Annotated in this window: 17 protein-coding genes; 11 read left to right on the forward strand and 6 right to left on the reverse strand. The window is 64.4% G+C overall.

Annotation, left to right across the window (positions count from 1 at the left end):
* Positions 1-668 precede the first annotated feature (668 nt).
* The 10 genes from LJE61_RS10210 (at position 669) to purB (ending at position 13,131) form a co-directional block, all read left to right on the forward strand.
* Complete coding sequence (locus LJE61_RS10210) at positions 669-1,733, forward strand: hydrogenase small subunit (protein ID WP_296914930.1); 1,065 nt, start codon at positions 669-671, stop codon at positions 1,731-1,733.
* A gap of 124 nt (positions 1,734-1,857) precedes the next feature.
* On the forward strand, positions 1,858-2,508 hold the full coding sequence (locus LJE61_RS10215; RefSeq protein WP_296914931.1) for a nitrate reductase: 651 nt from the start codon (positions 1,858-1,860) through the stop codon (positions 2,506-2,508).
* Entirely contained in the window at positions 2,505-3,905 is a 1,401-nt protein-coding gene (locus LJE61_RS10220; protein WP_296914932.1) for a (Fe-S)-binding protein, read from the forward strand. Before LJE61_RS10215 ends, LJE61_RS10220 begins: the two co-directional genes overlap by 4 nt.
* The gene (locus LJE61_RS10225) at positions 3,902-5,632 is read left to right on the forward strand and encodes a nickel-dependent hydrogenase large subunit (protein ID WP_296914933.1); all 1,731 of its coding nucleotides are present in this window, start codon (positions 3,902-3,904) and stop codon (positions 5,630-5,632) included. The genes LJE61_RS10220 and LJE61_RS10225 overlap by 4 nt, the downstream gene beginning before the upstream one ends.
* A gap of 117 nt (positions 5,633-5,749) precedes the next feature.
* Complete coding sequence (locus LJE61_RS10230) at positions 5,750-6,064, forward strand: hypothetical protein (RefSeq protein ID WP_296914934.1); 315 nt, start codon at positions 5,750-5,752, stop codon at positions 6,062-6,064.
* A 234-nt stretch (positions 6,065-6,298) separates the two neighbouring features.
* Positions 6,299-6,688 carry a DUF302 domain-containing protein gene (locus LJE61_RS10235; protein WP_296914936.1) on the forward strand — a complete coding sequence of 130 codons (390 nt, stop codon included), beginning with the start codon at positions 6,299-6,301 and terminating at the stop codon, positions 6,686-6,688.
* Positions 6,689-7,108: 420 nt separating this feature from the next.
* A complete protein-coding gene (mnmA, locus tag LJE61_RS10240; RefSeq protein WP_296918305.1) occupies positions 7,109-8,221 on the forward strand; it encodes a tRNA 2-thiouridine(34) synthase MnmA in 1,113 nt (370 codons plus the stop codon).
* An 84-nt stretch (positions 8,222-8,305) separates the two neighbouring features.
* The gene (hflD, locus tag LJE61_RS10245; RefSeq protein WP_296918306.1) at positions 8,306-8,938 is read left to right on the forward strand and encodes a high frequency lysogenization protein HflD; all 633 of its coding nucleotides are present in this window, start codon (positions 8,306-8,308) and stop codon (positions 8,936-8,938) included.
* Between the two features lie 154 nt (positions 8,939-9,092).
* Positions 9,093-11,753: an aconitate hydratase AcnA gene (acnA, locus tag LJE61_RS10250; protein WP_296918307.1), complete on the forward strand. Its 2,661-nt coding sequence runs from the start codon at positions 9,093-9,095 to the stop codon at positions 11,751-11,753.
* A 10-nt stretch (positions 11,754-11,763) separates the two neighbouring features.
* A complete protein-coding gene (gene purB, locus LJE61_RS10255) occupies positions 11,764-13,131 on the forward strand; it encodes an adenylosuccinate lyase (protein ID WP_296909511.1) in 1,368 nt (455 codons plus the stop codon).
* Between the two features lie 225 nt (positions 13,132-13,356).
* Here the strand turns inward: purB and LJE61_RS10260 are convergent, their stop codons facing one another.
* From LJE61_RS10260 to LJE61_RS10280, 5 genes are all read right to left on the reverse strand, one after another.
* Positions 13,357-13,920 carry an OmpA family protein gene (locus tag LJE61_RS10260; protein WP_296909512.1) on the reverse strand — a complete coding sequence of 188 codons (564 nt, stop codon included), beginning with the start codon at positions 13,918-13,920 and terminating at the stop codon, positions 13,357-13,359.
* 539 nt (positions 13,921-14,459) lie between these two features.
* Positions 14,460-15,764 carry a citrate synthase gene (locus tag LJE61_RS10265; RefSeq protein ID WP_296909513.1) on the reverse strand — a complete coding sequence of 435 codons (1,305 nt, stop codon included), beginning with the start codon at positions 15,762-15,764 and terminating at the stop codon, positions 14,460-14,462.
* Positions 15,765-15,949: 185 nt separating this feature from the next.
* The gene (locus tag LJE61_RS10270) at positions 15,950-16,933 is read right to left on the reverse strand and encodes an aldolase catalytic domain-containing protein (protein WP_296909514.1); all 984 of its coding nucleotides are present in this window, start codon (positions 16,931-16,933) and stop codon (positions 15,950-15,952) included.
* Positions 16,934-17,151: 218 nt separating this feature from the next.
* The gene (locus LJE61_RS10275; protein ID WP_296909515.1) at positions 17,152-17,772 is read right to left on the reverse strand and encodes a response regulator transcription factor; all 621 of its coding nucleotides are present in this window, start codon (positions 17,770-17,772) and stop codon (positions 17,152-17,154) included.
* Positions 17,769-20,309, reverse strand: coding sequence for an ATP-binding protein (locus LJE61_RS10280; RefSeq protein ID WP_296909516.1), 2,541 nt, complete (start codon positions 20,307-20,309; stop codon positions 17,769-17,771). The genes LJE61_RS10275 and LJE61_RS10280 overlap by 4 nt, the downstream gene beginning before the upstream one ends.
* Before the next feature lie 203 nt (positions 20,310-20,512).
* Between LJE61_RS10280 and LJE61_RS10285 the strand changes: the two genes are divergently transcribed.
* Complete coding sequence (locus tag LJE61_RS10285; RefSeq protein WP_296918309.1) at positions 20,513-20,965, forward strand: RDD family protein; 453 nt, start codon at positions 20,513-20,515, stop codon at positions 20,963-20,965.
* Positions 20,966-21,181: 216 nt separating this feature from the next.
* On the opposite strand, the gene lptG is transcribed toward LJE61_RS10285, so the two are convergent.
* A complete protein-coding gene (gene lptG, locus LJE61_RS10290) occupies positions 21,182-22,246 on the reverse strand; it encodes an LPS export ABC transporter permease LptG (protein WP_296909518.1) in 1,065 nt (354 codons plus the stop codon).
* Between the last annotated feature and the right edge of the window lie 70 nt (positions 22,247-22,316).

The following is a 22,316-nucleotide window of genomic DNA, read 5'->3' on the forward strand; positions in this document are numbered from 1 at the left end:
CCGGGCGGCACGCGCGTTTCCGTCCTCCTTCGTGTTCAGCAGCTGACCAGCCGCCGAACATGTCGCGTCATCCTGCCTCGCGGGATACGCAACAGCGTTTCTGAAGGCCGTCGCGCTGTCCCCATGACTTGCCATCCCGCTCAAAGATCACCCCGCGACTCCTAACCCAGCCTCCGAATCTTTGCATTTTCAGTTGCTTAGGAAACTGACAATGGCAGCGCATCCGCGCGCGGCGCCAACCGCCGATGCGGTCAGCGTTTTCGTATTCCGATGCCGGTTGAGCATGAGAGATTCATTAATTGATTATTTTGTTTTTCGGTATTAACCCAATCACTTAATTACTTGAATGCTGTAGCGCCATTCATTTCGAAAAGCGCGATGAGTTGACCGATGAATGCGGAATGACCGGTTGGCGTGGAAACGAGTGGCGAGCCAAATGAGACAGCCATTTGACCTGGATCAAGGACCACCTCATTCCAATCAAACATCGAGGCGTGTTTCCGCATACAGTTACGCTACACGAGACCGGCCTGCCTATCACCTAGCGGTTTCGTGCGTTGATTGCCGAATGCCGTAAAGAATGGACTCCCGACCGACCGATCACCAGCATCTGGGCGCAACGACGGCGCCGAGAGAGCGATCACCACCCCACATGGGAGGGCCCTTCGATGGCTACAGACTCGACCTTGGGCGACATGCTGAGAAGCCAAGGCGTGAGCCGTCGCGCATTCTTGAAGTACTGCTCAGCCATGGCCTCGTTGTTGGCACTGCCTGCCGGCGCCGCGACCGCCATGGCGGACGCCTTGGCCGGCGCAAGGCGCCCATCCGTGATCTGGCTGTCGTTTCAGGAGTGCACCGGCTGCACCGAGTCCCTGACGCGCTCCCATGCGCCGACCATCGAAGGCCTGCTGTTCGATTTCATCTCGCTGGACTATCACCACACCCTTCAGGCGGCGGCTGGCAACGCCGCCGAGCATGCCCGCGAACAGGCCCAGCACGACAACGCCGGGAAATACCTGGTGTTGGTGGACGGTTCCATCCCGATGAAGGAGCACTGCTCCACCATCGCCGGCATCAGTAACCTGCAGATGCTGAAGGAGGCCGCGGCCGATGCCGCCGCGATCGTCAACATCGGTACCTGCTCCGCCTATGGCGGTCTACCGATGGCGAATCCGAACCCAACCGGGGCGGTGGCGGTCGGCGACATCATCACCGACAAGCCCATCGTCAACGTGCCCGGCTGCCCGCCGATGCCGCTGGCCATCACCGGTGTCATCGCCCACTACCTGACCATGGGCGAGCTGCCACAGCTCGACCACCTCGGACGCCCGCTGGCCTTTTTCGGCGAGAACATCCACGACCGATGCTACCGCAGGCCCTTCTACGATCAGGGCAAGTTCGCCGAAACCTTCGACGACGAGGGCGCGCGCAAGGGCTGGTGCCTGTACAAGCTCGGATGCAAGGCGCCGACCACCTACAACGCCTGTGCCCACATCAAATGGAACAACGGCGTCAGCTTCCCGATCCAGTCGGGGCACGGCTGCATCGGCTGCTCGGAACCGCGCTTCTGGGATGCACTCGGCATCTACGACTCGGTGCCGCAGGGACAGTTCGGGTCGGGTGCCAAACTGGGTGCAGCGGCGCTCGCCGGTGCCGCCATCGGCGCCGGGGCGGCGGCTCTGGCCCGTCGCAAGAAGGCACATCACGTCGGCGAAGACACGACGACAAGCTGAGACCAGGCTGTGCGGGGCCGGAGACGATTCGCGCCCCCCACCACAGCCTGCGAGAACGATAACAAGAGGCCTCGCGACCAGGCCCTCAACTTACACCAGAGAACCCCTTGGAGGACGGAATACCATGAGTCTTCTCGAATTCGCCCGCGGCCCGGCGATCCACGCCTCGCTGATTCTGCTGGTCGGCGGCATCCTACTTCGCCTGCTCGGCGTATTACTGCTCACCCGGGGCGCCGACCTCTCGCGCCCGCGCGACGCCTTCGGCAACTTCAAAGGCTATCGAACCGTCTTCAGCCGCGCCTGGCCGAGTGACGAGTTCACGACGGCGACCCGCTATCAGACCGCCGTCGCCTATGCGTTTCATCTGGCGACCCTCGCCGTCGTGATCGGCATCGTGCCACATATCGAGTTCATCACCAGCCTGACCGGACTGAGCTGGCCTGGATTGCCGAACTGGATCGGGGTGGCACTCGGTACGATCGCATTGGCATCCTTGATCGCATTGATCCTGCGTAGACTCGGTAAACCCGCCGTGTACAACTCGACCGTCGAGGACTTCATCACCTGGGTCATTGTTGCGCTGCCCCTGATCACCGGCCTGATGGCCTTCGCCCATGTCGGACCGCGCTACGAGACGATGCTGGCGCTGCATATCCTGAGTGCGGCGCTGCTGTTCGCATACTTCCCGTTCAGCAAGTTGATGCACGCCTTCTGGTTCATCTTCTCGCGTGCCCAGAGTGGCCTTGCCTACGCCCACAAGGGGGTCCGGATATGAGCGCACAAGCTGCACCCACAGGGGTCTTCCCGACGTTCGAGCAGGTCTTTCAAGGGCTGGCGGGGCAGATCGGCATGCTGCGCGAGATGGCACCGCGGCCCACGCTGTCGGACGAAACGCGCCTGGCCCGTGCCGTCGACACCCTGATCGAAGAGACCAATGCCGACGAGGCGGTCTGGCTGGAAAGCTGCATCCACTGCGGTCAGTGCACCACCGCCTGCCACTACTTCCAGGCCACCGGCGACGCAAAATACGCGCCGATGCGCAAGATGAACCTGTACCGGCGCGTCTATCAGCGCGAGATCAGTCCGATGCGCTGGTGGTTCCGGCTCGTCACCAGACCGGTGAAGCTGAAGGACTTCGAGGAGGCCCAGGAGCTAGTCTATGACTCCTGCTCCGAATGCGGCCGCTGCACCATGGTGTGTCCCATGGGTATCGATACCGCATCGCTGGTGCACCACATGCGCAGCGCCATGGTCGCCGCCGAGCTGGTGCCGCCGGAGCTCGCCGCTCTTCGCGAGGAGCAGAAGCGCCAGGGGACGGTGTTCGGCTCCTCGCCCGAAGCCCTGAGAAAGATGGTCGACACGATCCGCGACCAATACGGTATCGATATCCCGCTGGACAAGGACAAGGCCGAGGTCATGGTGCTGAGCTCAGCGGTCGACCTGGTGGCCAACGGCAACGGTCTGCTGGCCACGGCCAGGGTCATGAACCACGTCGGGGTCGATTGGACCATCTGCTCGGACGGCTTCGAGAGCGCCAACTTCGGGCTGCTGTCCGGCGACATGTCGTTGTGGAAGCAGCAGGTGGACCCGATCATCGCCGCCGCCCAACGCATCGGCGCCAAGACACTGGTCATTGCCGAATGCGGCCACGCCTATCCGGCGCTGCGCTGGAATCCGATGGTGCGCAGCGGCTCGCTGCCGTTCGAGATGATGTACATGTCCGAGTTCCTCGGCAGACAGGCGAAGGCCGGCCGACTGCGCCTGAGACCGCTGGAGGGCAAGGTCACCTATCATGATCCCTGCAAGACCGGCCGACGCGGCGGCGCCTTCGACGAGCCGCGGTCGGTGCTCAAGGCCATGAACGCGGACTTCGTGGAGCTGCCGGCAAACAGGGAATACAACTGGTGCTGCGGCGGCGGCGCCGGCATCTTCCTGCTGGAGCGCGCGACCCGCCTGCGCGACGAGTCGTTCAAGATCAAGATCCGCGAAGTCAACGAGACCGGTGCCGATTCGGTGGTGGTCAGCTGCGCAAGCTGCCGACTCAACTTCGAAGCCGGCCGGCAGAAAAACCATTGGGACAAGCGCGTCGATAGCCTGGTCGAGCTGGTCGCCGACCACCTGATCGAAGGCCCTGAGACCGGTGCGGCCAAGGCCGGAGGGGCAGCAGCATGAGCACGCGTGTCGTTGTCGACCCCATCACGCGCATCGAGGGCCATCTGCGCATCGAGGCACAGATGAACGGCGGTGTCATTGAGCAGGCCTACTCGTCGGGCACCATGGTACGGGGCATCGAGACCATCGTGCGGGGACGCGACCCGCGGGAAGTCTGGGGCTTCGTTCAGCGCATCTGCGGCGTCTGCACGCTGGTGCATGGCATGGCCGGTGTCCGAGCCGTCGAGGATGCACTGGATTACGCAATCCCGCCGAATGCGCAGCTGATCCGCAATCTGATGATCGGCGCTCAGTACGTGCACGACCATGTGATGCACTTCTATCACCTGCACGCGCTCGATTGGGTGGACGTGGTCTCGGCGCTGGCTGCCGACCCGAAGGCCACGTCGGAGCTGGCGCAGTCCATCAGCGGCTATGCCAAGTCGTCGCCCGGCTATTTCGGCGACGTCAAGCAGAAGCTGAAGGGATTCGTCGAGGCCGGCCAGCTCGGCATCTTCGCGAACGGCTACTGGGGCCACCCGGCCTACAGGCTGCCGCCGGAGGCCAATCTGCTGGCAGTCTCGCATTATCTCGACGCGCTGGCCTGGCAGCGCGACGTGGCGGAGCTGCATGCCATCTTCGGCGGCAAGAACCCGCATCCCAACCTCTGCGTCGGCGGCATGCCCTGCGCCATCAGCCTGGAGTCCGGCAAGCAGGCCGGCACGGCGGTGGACGTCGTGGGCCTGCAGCGGGTGCGCAATCTGATCGGCCAGATGGAGACGTTCGTGCATCAGGTCTACGTGCCGGACACCATCGCCATCGCCGGTTACTACAAGGACTGGTTCAAGCAGGGCGAGGGTGTCGGCAACTTCCTCTGCTACGGCGATTTCCCGGCCAAGGGCTTCGGTGACGCCGATTCCTACCTGATCCCCGCCGGTGTGATCCTGAACCGCGATCTCAGCCATATCGAGCCGGTGGACCTGGATGCCGAGACCGAGATCCAGGAGTTCGTCTCGCGGGCCTGGTATGACTACAAAGACGGCAAGGACACCGGCCTGCACCCGTACCAGGGCGAGACCGAGCTCGCCTATACCGGGCCAGAGCCTCCCTACGACCTGCTGGACGTCGACAACCAGTACTCCTGGCTCAAGTCACCGCGCTGGAAGGGCAAGCCGATGGAGGTCGGACCGCTCGCGCGGGTGCTGATGCTCTACGTGTCCGGACACGACCAGACCAGGGAGCTCGTGGACTCCACGCTCAGCCGGCTCGAGCTCCCCATCGACGCGCTCTACTCGACGATGGGCCGGACCGCGGCGCGCACCTTGGAGACTGCGGTGATGGTGGATGCGATGCGTGGGTGGTACGACCAGCTGCTGGCCAACATCAAGGCCGGCGACGTCAAGACGTTCAATGATGCGCTCTGGAACCCGTCGACCTGGCCCAAGAAGGCACAGGGAGTCGGCCACATGGAGGCCCCGCGCGGCGCGCTCGGCCACTGGATCGTCATCGAGAACGGCAAGACGGCCAACTACCAGGCCGTTGTACCCAGCACCTGGAATGCCGGTCCGCGGGATGCCCGGGACCAGCAAGGGCCTTACGAGGCGGCGCTCGCGGGCCATGCGCTGCACGATCCCGAGCAACCGATCGAGATCCTGCGCACGATCCACAGCTTCGATCCCTGCATCGCCTGCGCGGTGCATCTGACCGACCCGAACGGCGAGGAGGTGCTTAGCGTCAAGGTGCAATGATGAGGCGCCATCGTGCGCCCGGCGAGGCGTCGGCAGGGGACCGGCGACGGGTCGACAAGAACACACAATAGACCCGCATCCCGGCCGAACATGACCACCTTATAAGGAGGTACCAGCATGACATCCGTGACACTTCTGGCCGAGCTTCACGTGCGGGAGTTCGTGGCTCGTCAAAACCGACTGGACGAGCTCGAGCGTGAAGACTGCGCCCGACGCGGCATGAATTGCGGTCAAGCAGGGGGAAGCCGCAGCGACTGGCGCCGGGCGGCAATCGCCGATGCCGGCCCGCTCGGCCTGCTCGACGCCGTCGGACAGGCAGAAGAGAGCTGGGTCGAGCTGTTCGAGCGCGCACCCCGCTGTGATCTGCCAGACGCCGAGCGCACGGGCGAACGGGCTGCGCCCGCGAGGTACCTGAAGCCCAAGCTGGCTTAGCGCAGCCGCCCGAGCGTCAGCGGTCCACTCAGCCTTCCCCGTCGGCGCCGCGGCGAAGCACACTCCACGGCCCACCGCGCCGACTCGGTGCGGTGGGCCTTGCTTCGCGCGCGGATCCGCGTCCCCGCGTGAAGGTCCCTGGTTCGTGTGCCGGAAATAGGGCTGCTGCCGGGGGTGTCGCCCGGCATCCTCACAATTGCGCGGCGGGAGCCAGAACCCGCAGGAGACAAGATCATGTACGGCGTATCGACGAAAGTGAGCACCGGATTCGACGAGACCATCGACCGCTTGACTGAAGCCCTGAAGGCTGAGGGCTTCGGTGTCCTGAGCGATATCGACGTGGCCGCGACGCTGAAGACCAAGCTCGGCGTCGACCACCGGCCCTATCGTATTCTCGGTGCCTGCAATCCGGAGTTCGCCCAAAAAGCCATCAGCGCCGAGCCGGACATCGGTGTTCTGCTACCCTGCAACTTTGTCGTGCGCGAAGACGACGACGGCGATGTCAGGGTCCTCTTCATGAACCCACTGGCGGTGCTGGACCTGGTTGAAAACCCCCAGGTGCCGGGGCTGGCCGCGATGGTCCGGGAGAAGCTGGACCATGTGATGGAGGCGGTGCAGGATTAAGCGGGACCCGCGCCCCCCGCGCGCGCAGAAGGGCGCCGCCTCGCGGCGCCGACAGGTGCAAGGACGCGTGCGCGCCGCTTCGCCCCCTGCGCACCCCTGCGGTCAGGCCAGGATGCCATAGAGGATAGCCAAGGGAACGATGACGACGATTCCCATGGACAGGATCTCGGGGACCGTGAGCTGTTTCAGGATAGCCACGAATTTCATGGCGGGACACCTCCCAATTGCCGAATGGTTGAGACGTCAGCCGAACAGCACGACGGGGTCCGGCTTCGCTCGAAGGGATCCCGGCATGTGCCGTCCTGCAGGTTTCCGTGCCGGAACGATCACTACATTGCTTTATTAGTTTATTCTTATTTAAATGTCAAGTCACAGCGGGCAGGCGGCGACGGGGCAGGGCGTACTCGTTACAATCACGCCATGATTCGTGTGCCCCTGAAGACGCGGACAAGCCGCGTCATCGTCGGCCTCTCCGGCGGGGTCGATTCAGCCGTCGCCGCGCACCGATTACTCGAGCGCGGTTATGCGGTCGAGGCCCTGTTCATGAAGAACTGGGAGGAAGACGACACCGCGGGCCACTGCGCCGCAGCAGCCGACCTCGCCGACGCAAGTGCCGTCGCCGACCGGCTCGGGATTCGACTGCACACGGTCAATTTCGCCGCCGAGTATTGGGACCGGGTCTTCGAGGCCTTCCTCGCCCAGTACCGTGCCATGCGCACCCCCAACCCGGATGTCTTATGCAACCGGGAGATCAAGTTCACCGCCTTTCTCGACCATGCCCGGGCTTTGGGTGCCGATCACATTGCGACGGGCCACTATGCGCGCGCCACGCGGGACGCGCGGGGCGTTCGCCTGCGCCTGTGCGCCGATTCGGAGAAAGACCAGACATACTTTCTCCACCTGCTCGACCAAGCCCAATTGGCGTGGGCGCTCTTCCCATTGCATGACGTCACCAAGGCCGAGGTCCGCAGGATCGCGAAAGGGCTCGCGCTCCCGAACGCCGAGAAGAAGGACAGCACCGGAATCTGCTTCATCGGAGAGCGACGTTTCCGGGATTTTCTGGCTCGCTATGTTCCCATCGAGCCCGGCCCCATCGAGACCGCCGAGGGTGTGCGCATCGGCGCGCATCGGGGACTTGCGCACTACACGATCGGTCAACGTCAGGGGCTCGGCATCGGGGGTGTCAACGGCGGGCAAGCGGCACCCTGGTTCGTCGCCGCCAAGGATGCCCGACGTAACACCTTGATCCTGGTTCAGGACACGCTTCATCCCCTTCTCATGTCTGCGGGTCTCACGGCAGGGACACCACATTGGATCGCCGGCTCGCCTCCCGCGCACCCGCCGTTTCACTGTCTCGCCCGATTGCGACATCGCCAGCCGCTGCAGGCCTGCGAGGTATCCGAGATCAGCGACGAAGGCTGCAGGGTCCGCTTCGGTGCCCCGCAGCGCGCGGTGACGCCGGGCCAGTCCATCGTTTTCTACCGCGACGACGAATGTCTCGGCGGCGCGGTCATCGAAGAGGGATGGCGCTGAAGCCGGCGAACCCGATCAATCCTTGGCGAGAGCGCCGTGTTCGGGTTCAAATGGCGGGGCAGACGCTCAGGAGACCCCAGCAGCATGGCCCACACCGACCTCGATCGCGTCGTCGCACTCGCCGGCATCTATCAAGCGGTCAATTGCGTGACCCGCGTCGCCCGCCATGGCTCGGCCGATGTTGAAGCCATGGAACCCTGTATCTACAGCCTCCTGCAGGTGGACGCGGACGACGTGGAAGCGGTGTTCGGACCACCGGGTGCTGTCGCAAACGGGGCACGGCAGATCATCGCTCAACTGACGGGAAAGCCGGAGCGCAATCTGGAGCTGACCCGCTACGTGGTCCTCCTGATGAAGTTGGAGCGCACCCTGGCGAGGCGAGCCGACCTGCTTGCACGGATCCGTGAAGGCATCGTCTCCGCCCAGCTCAGCCAGGAGCAGTCCGCGCTGCTTGGCCCCGACATGCTTGCCCAGCTCGCCGAGATCTACAGCGCGACCATCAGCCATCTCGAGCCCCGGATCATCGTCCGCGGCGATCCGCTTCATCTGCGGAACCCGGACAACCAAAACCAGGTGCGCGCACTGCTGTTGGCGGGTATCCGAGCCGCGATGCTGTGGCGCCAGGTCGGCGGCGGCCGCTGGCACATTCTCTTCAGGAGCAAGCAGATCCTGGCCGACGCCCGCCGCTATCTCGAGCGTGCCGCAAACCGCCCCTGAGACTGCCGCGCGCGCGCCGCAGGCGACATGGCCGAGGGGTGGGCGGCACGCAGTGGACCCGCCCTGCCGCCGCCTACTGCACTGCAGCATATGGCGGCGCCCCGCCGCGACCGCTAGAATCGTGGCCAACCAGCCACTGACCCCGGAGCCCCGCATGACCGACAGCTTCAATGCCAAGACCACACTTAGTGTCTCCGGTCGAGACTTCGAGATCTTTAAGCTCGACTCGGTCTCCGGCAGTGCGCGTCTGCCCTTTTCGTTGAAGATCCTGCTGGAAAACCTGCTGCGGAATGAGGATGGCGTCACCGTCACCCGCGCGCACATCGCTGATCTGGCCAACTGGGACCCGCGGGCCGAGCCCACCCAGGAGATCCAGTACCGGCCAGCGCGCGTCCTGATGCAGGACTTCACCGGCGTTCCGGCGGTGGTCGACCTGGCCGCCATGCGCGACGCGATGAAAGTGCTAGGCGGCGACCCGCGCAAGATCAACCCGCTGCAGCCGGCCGAGCTGGTCATCGACCACTCGGTTCAAGTCGATTACTTCGGCTCGGACGACGCCTTTGCGCTCAACGCGGAGCTGGAGTTCAGGCGCAACCAGGAACGCTACAAGTTCCTGAAGTGGGGACAGAAGGCGCTCGACGGGTTCAAGGTCGTCCCACCCGATACCGGCATCGTCCACCAGGTCAATATCGAGTACCTTTCCCGTGTCGTCTTCCCGAACCCTGTCGACGGCGTGACCCAGGCCTATTTCGACACCTGCGTCGGGACCGACTCACACACGACCATGGTCAACGGGATCGGGGTGCTCGGATGGGGTGTCGGCGGGATCGAGGCCGAGGCATCCATGTTGGGCCAGCCGGTCTCGATGCTGGTCCCCAAGGTCGTCGGCTTCAAGCTGACCGGCGCTTTGCGAGAAGGCGTCACCGCGACAGACCTGGTTCTGACGATCGTCGATATGCTGCGCCGGCACGGCGTGGTCGGGAAGTTCGTCGAGTTCTACGGCCCGGCCATCGCCACGCTTCCAATCGGCGATCGCACGACCATCGCGAACATGGGGCCGGAGTACGGGGCGACCTGCGGCCTCTTCCCGATCGATCAGATCACCCTCGACTATCTGCGCCTGACCGGACGCGACGAGGGCCAGATCGCCCTGGTCGAGGCCTACTGCAAGGCCCAAGGCGTCTGGCACAGCGCGGACGCCGCCGAGGCCGACTACTCCGAGACGTTGGTGCTGGACCTCGCCGATGTCGTGCCCTCACTCGCCGGTCCCAAGCGCCCGCAGGACCGCGTCGCCCTCACCGAGATGGCGAGCCACTTCCCGGCCGCCCTGGCCGCGCTGAAGCGGGAGCGCAACATCCCGGACAAGGGGCCCGCGAAGGTCGTGATGGACGGCCAGGAGGTCGAGATCTCCGACGGCTCCATCGTGGTCGCCGCCATCACCTCCTGCACCAATACCTCGAATCCCAGTGTCATGCTGGCCGCCGGATTGGTGGCCAAAAAGGCCGCAGCCCTGGGCCTCAAGGCCGCGCCTTGGGTCAAGACCTCGCTCGGGCCCGGCTCCATGGCCGTGACCCGCTATCTGGAGCATGCCGGCCTCATCGATCCGCTCAAGGCGTTGGGCTTCCACAACGTGGGATATGGCTGCACGGTCTGCATCGGCAACACGGGTCCATTGCCCGCGCCTGTCTCCAAGGCCATCGCGGACCATGACCTGTGCGCCGTCTCGATCCTCTCGGGCAATCGCAACTTCGAGGGCCGGGTCCACGCCGAGGTGCGCATGAACTATCTGGCAAGCCCGCCGCTGGTGGTCGCCTATGCCATCGCAGGGCGGATCGATCTCGACCCGTACAGGGATCCTTTGACGATTGCGCCAAATGGCGGACCGGTCTATCTCAAGGACATCTGGCCGACTCAGGAGGAGGTGAGCCGCGCGATCACCGAGAATGTCACGGTCGACGAGTTCACGTCCGCCTATGCAGATGTCTACGCCGGTGACGCGCGCTGGCAATCGCTCGAGGCCGCGAGCAGCCAGACCTATGACTGGCCCGACTCGACCTATATCCGCAAACCGCCCTATTTCGAGGGGATGACGCTGGACGTGCCTCCGGTGGGCGATCTCACGGGTGCACGCTGCCTGGCGCTCCTCGGCGACTCCATCACCACCGACCACATCTCGCCGGCCGGGTCGATCAAACCGGATTCGCCGGCCGGGAGATACCTCATCGAGAAGGGCGTCGAGCCCAAGGACTTCAACAGCCTGGGCTCGCGGCGCGGCAACCACGAGGTCATGATGCGCGGCACCTTCGCCAATGTCAGACTGCGCAACCTGATGGCGCCCGGCACTGAGGGCGGCGTCACACTGCACCAACCGAGCGGAGAGCTGATGTCGATCTATGACGCGGCCATGCGTTACCAATCCGAAGGCGCCCCGGTGATCATCATCGCCGGGAAGGAGTACGGCTCGGGCTCCTCGCGCGACTGGGCGGCCAAGGGCCCGCGTCTGCTCGGGGTCCGCGCCGTGATCGCCGAGAGCTATGAACGCATCCACCGGTCGAACCTGGTCGGGATGGGGATCCTCCCGCTGGAGTTCACGCCGGGCGACAACGCCCAGTCCCTGGGTCTCACAGGCTCGGAGCGTTTCGACATCCGGGGTCTGAGAAACGCCGAGGCCAAGGAGGTGGAGGTCCGCGCGACGGCCGGCAACGGCTCGGGCAAGACGTTCGTGGCCAAGGTGCGGATCGACACCCCGAACGAGGTTGACTACTACCGTCACGGGGGGATCCTGCACTACGTCCTGCGCCGGCTCGCCGCTTAGGGGTCAGGCGATGGATCTCACCAGTCTCACCGCCGTCTCCCCCGTCGACGGCCGCTACGGGTCCAAGACGGTCGATCTGCGGCCGATCTTCAGCGAGTACGGCCTGATTCGATATCGCGTCGTGGTGGAGGTCAGGTGGTTACAGGCGTTGTCCCGCCACCCGGGCATCGCCGAGCTGCCGGCCTTCAGCGCGGCGGCCGACCGGCTGCTCGACGCCATCGTCGAGCGGTTCGGCGTCGAGGATGCACAACGCGTCAAGGAGATCGAACGCACCACGAACCACGACGTCAAGGCCGTCGAGTACTACCTGAAGGAACGGGTCGCCGACAACGCCGAGCTGGCGGCGGCCAGCGAGCTCATCCACTTCGCCTGCACCTCCGAGGACATCAACAACCTGGCGCATGGGTTGATGCTGAGCACCGGGCGCGAGCAGGTCGTGCTGCCCGCGATGGACGCCGTGATCGCGGCCATCCGCGACCTGGCGCATCGCTATGCCGACCAACCGATGCTCGCGCGCACCCACGGTCAACCGGCGACGCCGACGACCCTCGGCAAGGAGATGGCGAACTCGGTCCATCGGCTGCGGATCCAGCGCGATCGCGCCGCCGGTGTCGTCCTGCTGGGCAAGATGAACGGTGCGGTCGGGTGTTACAACGCCCATCGGCTCGCCTATCCGGGGCTCGATTGGCAGCGGCTCACCCGCGACTTTGTGGAAGACCTCGGCCTGACCTGGAACCCCTACACCACCCAGATCGAGCCCCACGATCATATGGCGGAGCTCTTCGACGCCGTCGCGCGTTTCAATCGCGTGCTGATCGACTTCGCCCGGGACGTCTGGGGTTATATCTCGCTCGGGTATTTCCGACAGCGCACCGTTGCCGGCGAGGTCGGCTCCTCGACCATGCCGCACAAGGTCAACCCGATCGACTTCGAGAACGCGGAAGGCAATCTGGGCATGGCGAACGCGATCCTGGGGCATCTCTCGGAGAAGCTGCCGATCTCGCGCTGGCAACGCGACCTCACCGACTCGACCGTGCTGCGCAACCTCGGGGTCGGCTTCGCCCACACGAGCATCGCGCTGCAGTCGCTGCTGCGCGGGATCGCGAAGCTCGAAGCCGACCCCGGGCGGATGTCGGCCGATCTGGAGGCAAATTGGGAGATTTTGGCCGAGCCGATCCAGACCCTCATGCGCCGCTACGGCGTGGATCGCCCTTACGAGCGGCTCAAGGAGCTGACCCGTGGTCAGCGCGTCGGCCCGGAGGCGCTGAAGGCCTTCATCGACGGACTGGAGCTCCCGGATGCCGCCAAGTCGAGGCTCAAGGCATTGACGCCCGCAGACTACCTCGGCGACGCGGCACAGCTTGCACGCGAAATCTAAAGAGTGGAACAATTAAAAAAGGCCGGTCACGCCGTGACGTGGCCGGCCTTCCCATAAGCCCCTGTCGGGGGGATTGAGGCTTATTGGACCTTCCCGCACCGGTCACCCCGATGACCGGTGCGGCTTTTGACAACAACAGTTGATCGATCGAGGGGACGACCGGCCGCGGCGATCCCTTCCGCCGGCCCCGGTTTGCCGGTGATCGACCCGCAGTGCCTCCCAGCGTCAGCCGCCCGCCACATTGGAGCGAATCTTCACGCGGCGCTGATCCAACGAGAAGATGTCGAAGTCGGGCAGCATCTCGCGCTTGCCGCGGCTCTCCACCGAGACGATGTCGCTGGCCGGGATGCCCTGGCTGACCATGTAGTCCCGCACGGTCTCGGCGCGACGCATGCCGAGCTCCATGTTGTACTCGTCCGATCCCTTGGCATCGGTGTGACCGGTGATGGAGATCTCCTCGCGGGTCGGGGTCGCCTTCACGTTCGCGATGTAGTCGTCGAGCCGTTGAAGCTCGCTGTCGTTGACCACGTTCTCGATGCGGTACTTGTCGAACTCGAAGTTCAGACGGACCGTGAACTCTTCCGGAACGGGCGCAACGCAGGGCTCCAGGGTGTCGGGCCCGTGGATGCTCTGCCAGCACTCGCCCGAGCTGTTCACCCATCCCGTTCCCTCTGGCTGAGCAGACCAGAAGTGGTCCTCCATGTAGTCGGCCTGCACGGCCAGCGGGGCGGATAAGGCAACGGCCATCGCGAGCGAGGCCAGGAATGAGGTCTGTTTCTGTTTACGCATCTCTTCGCTTCCTGTTCAGGTGGATGGATGATGAATCGAGCTTGGGTGTCTACATCGTCGGCGGACATGTCAGGAAAATGCAACAGCGTTGTGTGTGTATCGCCCGTTCGCCGCGGGTCTGCCTCCGTTTCGCCGCCTCAGCGGACAGTTCAGAGCGCGGACAGCGTGGACAGACCGCACTTGGCACAACGACATTTTAGACTACAACAGGGACAAAAGTGCAACTTTTTTCATCGGCCGATACATATTTACAACGATTGCCGCCAGCAGGCCACAGTCCCGGCCTCCTGAAACGCCCCGACAAGGGCTGTTTCTCGAGTCCGGGGCGGACAATCGGCTCTTCGTTGTAGTTTTCCAACAGGTTTCCGCCGCTGGCCCACCGGCGGGTCGAGCTCCCCCATCCGCGGTGGCGCAAAAGGTCCGAGTCAGGGTGGTCAACCCTGAAGACCTCGACCTGCGCCGCCGCCACCTTTGATCCGGAAGGGCATGATCGGATCGGCGCACGCGCAGCGCGACCCAACCGGCCGCATTGAGCTGCGTCAGGCCGTTCCGAGCTCGCCTCTCTCGCTGAGCGGCACCCGGTCGGTCTCCAGCGGCCCGACATAGATCTGACGCGGACGCGCGATCTTGTTCCCCGAGGTCTGTGCCTGCTCCCACCAATGGGCGATCCAGCCGGGGAGCCGGCCGATTGCGAACATCACCGTAAACATGTTGGTCGGAATCCCGATGGCCCTGAGGATGATACCGCTGTAAAAATCCACGTTCGGGTAGAGCTTGCGCTCGACAAAGTACGGATCCTCGAGTGCGATCTCCTCGAGTCGACGCGCGATCTGGAGCAATGGATCACGGACACCGAGTTGCGGAAGCAGCCGCTCGGCGACGTTCGCCAACATTCGGGCGCGCGGGTCGAAGCTCTTGTAGACCCGGTGACCGAAGCCCATCAGCCGGACCTTGCTGTCCTTGTCCTTCGCCAGGCGGACATATTCCTCCGGACTCAGGTGCCCGTGATGGATCTGCTCCAACATCTCGAGCACTGCAACATTTGCCCCGCCGTGCAGCGGCCCCCAGAGCGCGCAGACCCCTGCCGCGCAGGACGCAAAGAGATTGGCCTGGCTGGAGCCGACCATCCGCACCGTCGAAGTCGAGCAGTTCTGCTCATGGTCGGCGTGCAGCAGCAGCACCAGGTTGACGGCGTCGCGAACGACCGGATCGCACACATGCTGCGCGTACGGCTGCGAAAACATCATGTGCAGGAAGTTCGGGACATACCTCAGCTCGGGATGCGGATAGATGTAGGGCAGCCCCCTCGAGTGACGGTAGGCATAGGCGGCGATCGTGCGGATCTTGCTGATCAGACGGGCGGCCGCCACACGGAAACGGTCCGCGTCCTCGAGCTCGAAGAGCTCCGGGTGAAAACAGGACAGCGCGTTGATCATGGCCGAGAGGATGGCCATCGGCGGCGCCGAGCGCGGGAAACCCTCGAAATGATGCTTCATCCCCTCGTCGAGGTTCGCGCAGGCCGTCAGATCGGCCGCGAAGGCCTCGTATTCCTGCGGACTCGGCAGATGACCGAAGATCAGCAGCCAGGCGACCTCGACGAAGTTCGGTGCCTGCTCGAACTGCTCGATCGGAATACCCCGATAGCGCAGGATCCCGCGCTCTCCATCGATGAAGGTGATGGCGCTCTCACAGCTGCCGGTGTTGGCGTAACCCGGATCGAGGGTGATGCAGCCCGACTTCGCACGCAATGTGCGAATGTCGATGGCGCGCTCGCCCTCGGTGCCCTCCAGGATCGGAAAACGATAGCTCGCATCGCCGAGGATCAGGGTTGCCGCATCGGACATGGGATGCTCCGGGGGTCGATGGATGATTCTGTCGGGGGAGACCAGCCGTCCGCCACGGCCCACCGCGGGGTCATCGCTTCGGATCACGCGGCGACCCTGCCGTCGTCCGAACGTGTGCAGGTCGCCCGGTCACGACGGGCATCCGGTTGGGTCTCTGATCGTTGGACGTCAGCCGCCGGGAAGGCTCAGATCTCCGAGACCACCTTGTCGTAGAAGCTCAGATAGTCGTCCGGGGTCGGACCCTCGCGCCATTCGATGGCGGCACGCGGGTGCTGGTTGAGCTGACCGGTGATGTTGTAGGGGATCGAGGGGCCCCAGTCCAGCTCCTGACGCAACGGCAACATGTGATGCTGGATGACATCGATGATCGGTCGCACATCGAACTTGGGGTTTCGCAGGAAACCGAGCAGCAGCTCCGTGTGGCAATTGCCTGCCCCACGACCAAACCCGAAGATCGTCGAATCGACCCGATTGCAGCCGAGGATGATCGCCTCGATCGTGTTTGCGAATGCCAACTGCAGGTTGTTGTGGGCGTGGATGCCGATCTCCTTCCCCACGCCCTCCAGCGCGGCCGCGTACTTGTGGTAGAGGCGGTCGACCTGCTCGCGATAGAGATAGCCGAAGCTGTCGACGATCACCATGGTGCTGGCCGGCGTCTCGGCGATGGCCTCGAGCACCGTGTCGATCTCCGTCTCGGTGATGTTGGAGACCGCCATCAGGTTCGCCGTCGTCTCGTAGCCGAGCTCCGTGGCATGGCGAATCATATCGACCGCCTCTGAAACCTGATGGGCATAAAACGCGACGCGGATCATCGAGAGGACGCTGTCGCTCGCCGGCAGAAGATCGGTCTGCCAATCGCTCTTGCCGGCGTCCGCCATGGCCGCAAGCTTGAGCCCGGTCGATTCGGGGTCATGATCCCCCACCGCCCGGCGGATGTCGGCCTCGTCGCAGTGCCGCCACGGACCGAACTTGTCCCGCGGGAAGACGCGAACCGAGTTCTTGTATCCGATTTCCATGTAGTCGATGCCGGCATCGACGCAGGCGCGATAGATCGCGGTGACGAAGCTATCGCTGAACTGGTGGGCGTTCACGAGCCCGCCGTCGCGGACGGTGCAGTCGAGGACTTTCAGCTCGGGTCGGAAGGTAATCCAGGGGGCCTTGTCGGACATCGATCATTCTCCGGGGGGACTTCGGGGATCGGACATTTTGAGCCTCCGACAGCCTCCGAGCAAACATCAGAAGACGCTGATCAATCGCCGGCCCTTGGCAATGCCCGGCGCAAGGGACGGAGAGGCTGCCGCCGCGTCCCTGCGGTTTCGACCGGGTGGCCGCCGACGATGGCCGGCAGTCCTGCCCGGCGTGAAGCGGCGAGTCTCTGCGCGCTTGATCAGGCGGGCGCATCGGCTGCCGCGATCAGCGACATGCGGACCAGCTCCGCGAGCGAATCGGCACGCATCTTCTCCATCACACGCGCGCGATGGGCCTCCACCGTCTTGGCACTGACGCCGAGTGACGCGGCAATATCCTTGTTCGACTTGCCCTCTGTGACCATCGCCATGACTTCGTGCTCGCGCGGGGTCAGCTCGGCAAGACGCGCCGCAATGGCGGCGCGTACCGCCTGGTTCGAGCGGTGCTTCTGGTCGAAGTCGAGTGCCCGGCGGATACTGCGCAGAAGGTCTTCATCATGAAACGGCTTCTCGATGAAGTCGACCGCGCCCGCTTTCATGGCCTTCACGGCCATTGCAACATCGCCGTGCCCGGTGATGATGATGACCGGCAGATGATAGCTCTCGCGCGCCAGATGGCCCTGCAGCTCCAATCCGCTCATCCCCGGCATCCGCACGTCGAGCAGAAGGCAGCCTGCGCGACCCGGGTAGTAGTTCGCAAGAAACGCGTCGGCGGACTCATAGGTCTGCACCGACATGCCTGTGGATTCGATCAGCCATTTCAGGGAGGTCCGCATGGCTTGGTCGTCATCGACGACAAAGACGGTGGCTTCAATGGTCATGTCATGCCTTCCAGCAGCACGGGTTGCGCACTTGCACCCTCGGCGGCCTCTGCAAGCGGAAGCGAAACGTAAAAGGTCGCGCCCTGACCAGACTCCGACTCCGCCCAGATCCGACCGTCGTGATTCTCTACGATGGTTTGACTGATCGCCAGACCCATCCCCATGCCTCCCTCCTTCGTCGTGAAAAAAGGATGAAACAGGTGCAGGATCCGCTCGGGGCTGATCCCGGGACCGCTGTCCGCGACGGCCACAAGGGCCTGCCCCCCCTCCACCCAGGCCCGGATAGCGAGGCGCCGCGCCCCCTCAGGCGACTCTTGGAGGGCATCGATCGCGTTGCGAACCAGATTCAAGAGCACCTGCTCGATCTGCACGAGGTCGACATGGACGGGGATCGGCTGCACTCCAAGATCGAGATCGATCGGCAGCCCCATCCGATTGGTCTCGAACTCGACGAACGAGCAGACCTCGCGTACCAGGTGATTGAGATCCGCATCCACCCGAATCGGCGGCTGCTTGCCGACCAGAGCCCGCAGACGGCGGATGATCTCGCTCGCGCGCTGCGCCTGCGACGTGATCTGACCCATGGCGCCGACCAGATCCTCGGTCCGTGAAGAGGCAGCCTGCAAGCGGCGACTGCAACCGTTTGCATAATTGACGATCGCCGAGAGAGGCTGATTGAGCTCGTGGGCCATCCCGGTGGCCATCTCACCCATCGTGCTGAGCCGACAGACATGCACCAGCTCAGCCTGGTGTTGGCGTGCCTCCTGCTCGGCACGCCGCACAGCGGTGATATCGCGCGCATAGATGTTGAGATATCCCAGGTCCCGAATGGGTGCGAAGAGCAGCGAGTAAACCTGGCCCGACACTTCCAGCTCACGCTCCCGAGGCTCACCGCTCTCCAGGGCCAACGCCACCTCCGCGCCCCAGTCTTCAGGCAGCCGTTCCCCCGGCTCCGAGCCCCAGGCCTGGAGCAACGGCCGACTGGCCCGATTTGCGTACACGATCAGGCCGCCCGCGCTCACGCGCAGGACCGGGCTCGGACTCTCACTGGCGAAGCGCGCCAGGCTCTTGATCTCGCGCTCGGCCTGTTTGCGCGCCGAGATGTCATGGATGTACAGGGTGAAGTAGCGTTCGGATTCCAGCTCGATGGGTGCAATCGAGATCTCCACGGGTATCTCGGACCCATCGGAACGCAGCGCCACCATCTCCTCCCGACCTTGGGGCGCGCGATGGACGTGACGCGATCGATCGAGCAGGCGCTGGAATGCCGCACGGGCAATCTCGGGCAGAAACTGCTCGATGAAGGCCGCGCCGAGCGCGTCGCGACGCTCGAGCCCCAGGACGCGCTCGGCGGCCGGGTTGAACTCGATGATCCGACCATCGTGGTCGAGCGTCACGATCGCATCCAGGGAGGCCTCCATCACGGCCGCCTTGAGCGCCTCACTCTCGCGCATCTCGGCCTGGTGCTTGATGTTCATCTCCTCCCGCGCCTTCAGCACCAGTTGGGTGAAGTGCTGTATCCATTCCTCGAGCAGAAGCAGTTGGTTGCCGTCGCGATGGAACCCGGGATCCGGTATGCCGAGCGCCCGCTGGGAGAAGCGGGTCATGCGCTTCAGCACCGCGTTCAACCGCGAGGACACAAGGTAGATCACGGCGGTGAAGACCAGGACGAAAACCAGCGCGGCGATCCCGCGCTGCCGACGCTCGAAGATCCGCACATGTCGCGACATCTTTTCCACCGCGGCGTGCGGGACAAAGGTCGCAAACAGGAGATTCGAGTCGGCACCCTCATATTCGGGCATCGACTGAGACGTGACGAGGTAGGTGTCCGCCCAGTCGGCGAGTTGGGTCCCCGGGACCAGCATCTGGGAATCGACGCTCGCGATGATGCGCCCATCGTCCCCGTCCACCAGCGCCACCGCCGCGCGGGCCACGTAGACCCCGCGCTGCGACGATGCCAGGAAGGCGTCATCGACCGGCACCAGCACCACCAGGTGCCCCATCGCATAGCCGCCGGCATCCTCGACAGCATCACTGCAGACCAAGTAGAGTCTTGCGCCGAGCCGCTCGATCACGCAACGCACCTCGCGAACATTGAGAAATCGCGCGGGGATGCGTGAGGCGATCTCCCCGGGGAGAGGCTCACTGCCGGACTGGAAGACCTCGCGGATCCGCCCCTGCGGATCGGTCAGCACGACATGACTGGGTGCACTCAACTCCTCACGGTCAAAAAAATCGGGGAGCCAGTGCGGGCGAAACTCCCTGTAGACGACCGGCGTGGCGGCGTCGTCCTCGAACCAGAAAAGCGGCTCCAGGTATTCCGAGAGACGCCGGTGGTTGGCCAGCAGACGGGTGGTCGCGCCGAAGTTGGAGAGGTACCGGTCGAAGCGGATGAGGCTCTCGCGAGCGCGCTGGTCGAGCTGCGCCTCGAGCTCTTGATCGAAGATCTTGTCGACCTGCCGACTTTGGACCTGATCCAACAGGCCCCACACCGCCAGACCGACGAACAGCCCGATCAGGATCGCAATCAGGGGCATGGGAAGGCCCCGCAACAATCGAAAGATGATTGGCTTGATGGGAATCCGAATCAAGGCGACGCCTTCCGCGAAGAGTGAATCGAACAGTCGCGCCGCTGGCCCCAGGACCACACGGCCCAGCGACGACTGGAGGCGATGCGCGATCGGAAGCCGGTGGCTAATTGCGCGTTCATCGAAGACCTGACGACATGAGGACTGGGACCATGGCCCTCGACATCAGCCGCGCCAAGACCCCCTCCCTGCTGCGCCGTCTCGGCGCGCTCATCTATGACAGCCTGCTGCTGGTCGGCGTTCTGATGCTCGCCGTGATGTTGGTGGTCATCCCGTATCAGCTGGTCACCGGGGCATCGCCTCACGAAAACCCGACTCATCTGTTGTTGATGCAACTCTATCTGCTGGCGATCATTTGCGGATTCTACGTCTTCTTCTGGACACACGGCGGACAGACCCTCGGAATGCGTGCCTGGCGCTTTCGCGTGATCCGGGACGATGGCGAGGACATGCGCCGGGCCGACGCACTGCGGCGCTTCGGGTGGGCTACCCTGAGCCTCCTGCCGGCCGGACTGGGCCTCTGGTGGTGTGCCTTGGACCGCGACGGTCTCGCCTGGCACGACCGCTGGTCGCGGAGCCGGCTGGCGATGCTGCAACGGCACTAGGAGCCTGTCGGACTTGAGGCCGACCTACTGCGCCGGCGGGAGAGCGGGCCATATCCGGCCGATGTCTCGTTACATAGACCCACTATGCGCCTCAAAACCGGTCGAATCTGTCCTCGCTCTCCCACTCGGCTCGCGACGATCGCTCAAGTCAGACAGCCTCCTAGGAGCCAAACGCCACCCAGGACTCGGGGCCGCAGGCCGAACGGATGCCCTCCCTCACCCGACCCTGCGCAGAAGGACCAGCGCCCCGAGCAGGAACAGGGCAGGCGGCATCACCGCCGCGACCAAGGGACTCAAGCCCAGCAGGAGTGCGGCGAATGCGAAGGTGCGGCTGACGAGATAGTAGACGATGCCGACCAGGACGCCCATGAAGATGCGCGGGCCGAGGCCGCTGGTGCGGGCCGAGCCGAGGATGATCGGGATGGCGACGAAGATCATCGACAGGGTGAGCGCCGGGTGCAAGACCTTACCCCAGAACGCGACCTCGTAGGGTCCCGCATCCTGTTTGTTCAGCGCCATGAACCGAACGTACTTGTAGAGGCCCCACACCGGCAGCGCCTGCGGGTCGACGACCACCACCTTGAGGAGTCCCGGGTCAAGCACCGAGTCCCATTCCGCCTGATCCACCCGCTCGACATCGACCCCCTCTGCGGTCACGCGGCTGCGTTTGATATCCTCCAGCTTCCAGCCTCCCTCGCTGTAGCGTGCGCCCGCCGCGTGGGTCGTGACCAAAGAGCCGCGATCCGGATCCACCTGATAGATGGAGATGTCACGCAACTGAGTCGCCGAGTGAATCTCTCGGATGTTGACATAGGCGTCATCATCGATCGCCCAGAAGCCGAAAGGGGTCCGCTGGGTCGCGTCCCCCGAAAGCGCCTCTCGGCGCAGCTCGAGGCCGCGCTGCTCCGCCACGGGGGCAACGACTTCGCCCAAGACCACTGCCACGGCGGCGAGCAGCAGCCCACCCAACAGACCGGCCCAGATGATGCGAGCAACCGAAAACCCGGCGGCGCGCATTGCCACCAGCTCCGAGCGACTCGCCAAAGCGCCAAGCCCGATCAAGGCGCCGATCAGGGTCGCGATTGGAAAGACCTGATAGGCGTAGCGGGGCAGACTCAGGGCCATGAACATCAGGGCGTCCAATAGCTCGTAGCCCTGGATCCCGACGTCATCGATCTCGTCGGCAAGGATGAAGAACCCGAGGAGCGGCAGCAACACACCCAGGGTGAGCAGGGTACCGGCGATCACGGCGCCCGCGAGGTAGCGCTCGAGCAGGATCACTGCGGTCGGGCTCGCCGGGGGTATCCGGCGCCCCGGGATCGGCGATCCATGGCCATTGAGCGCCGGTGCC

Source organism: Thiocapsa sp., assembly GCF_022340925.1.
Classification (GTDB): domain Bacteria; phylum Pseudomonadota; class Gammaproteobacteria; order Chromatiales; family Chromatiaceae; genus Thiocapsa.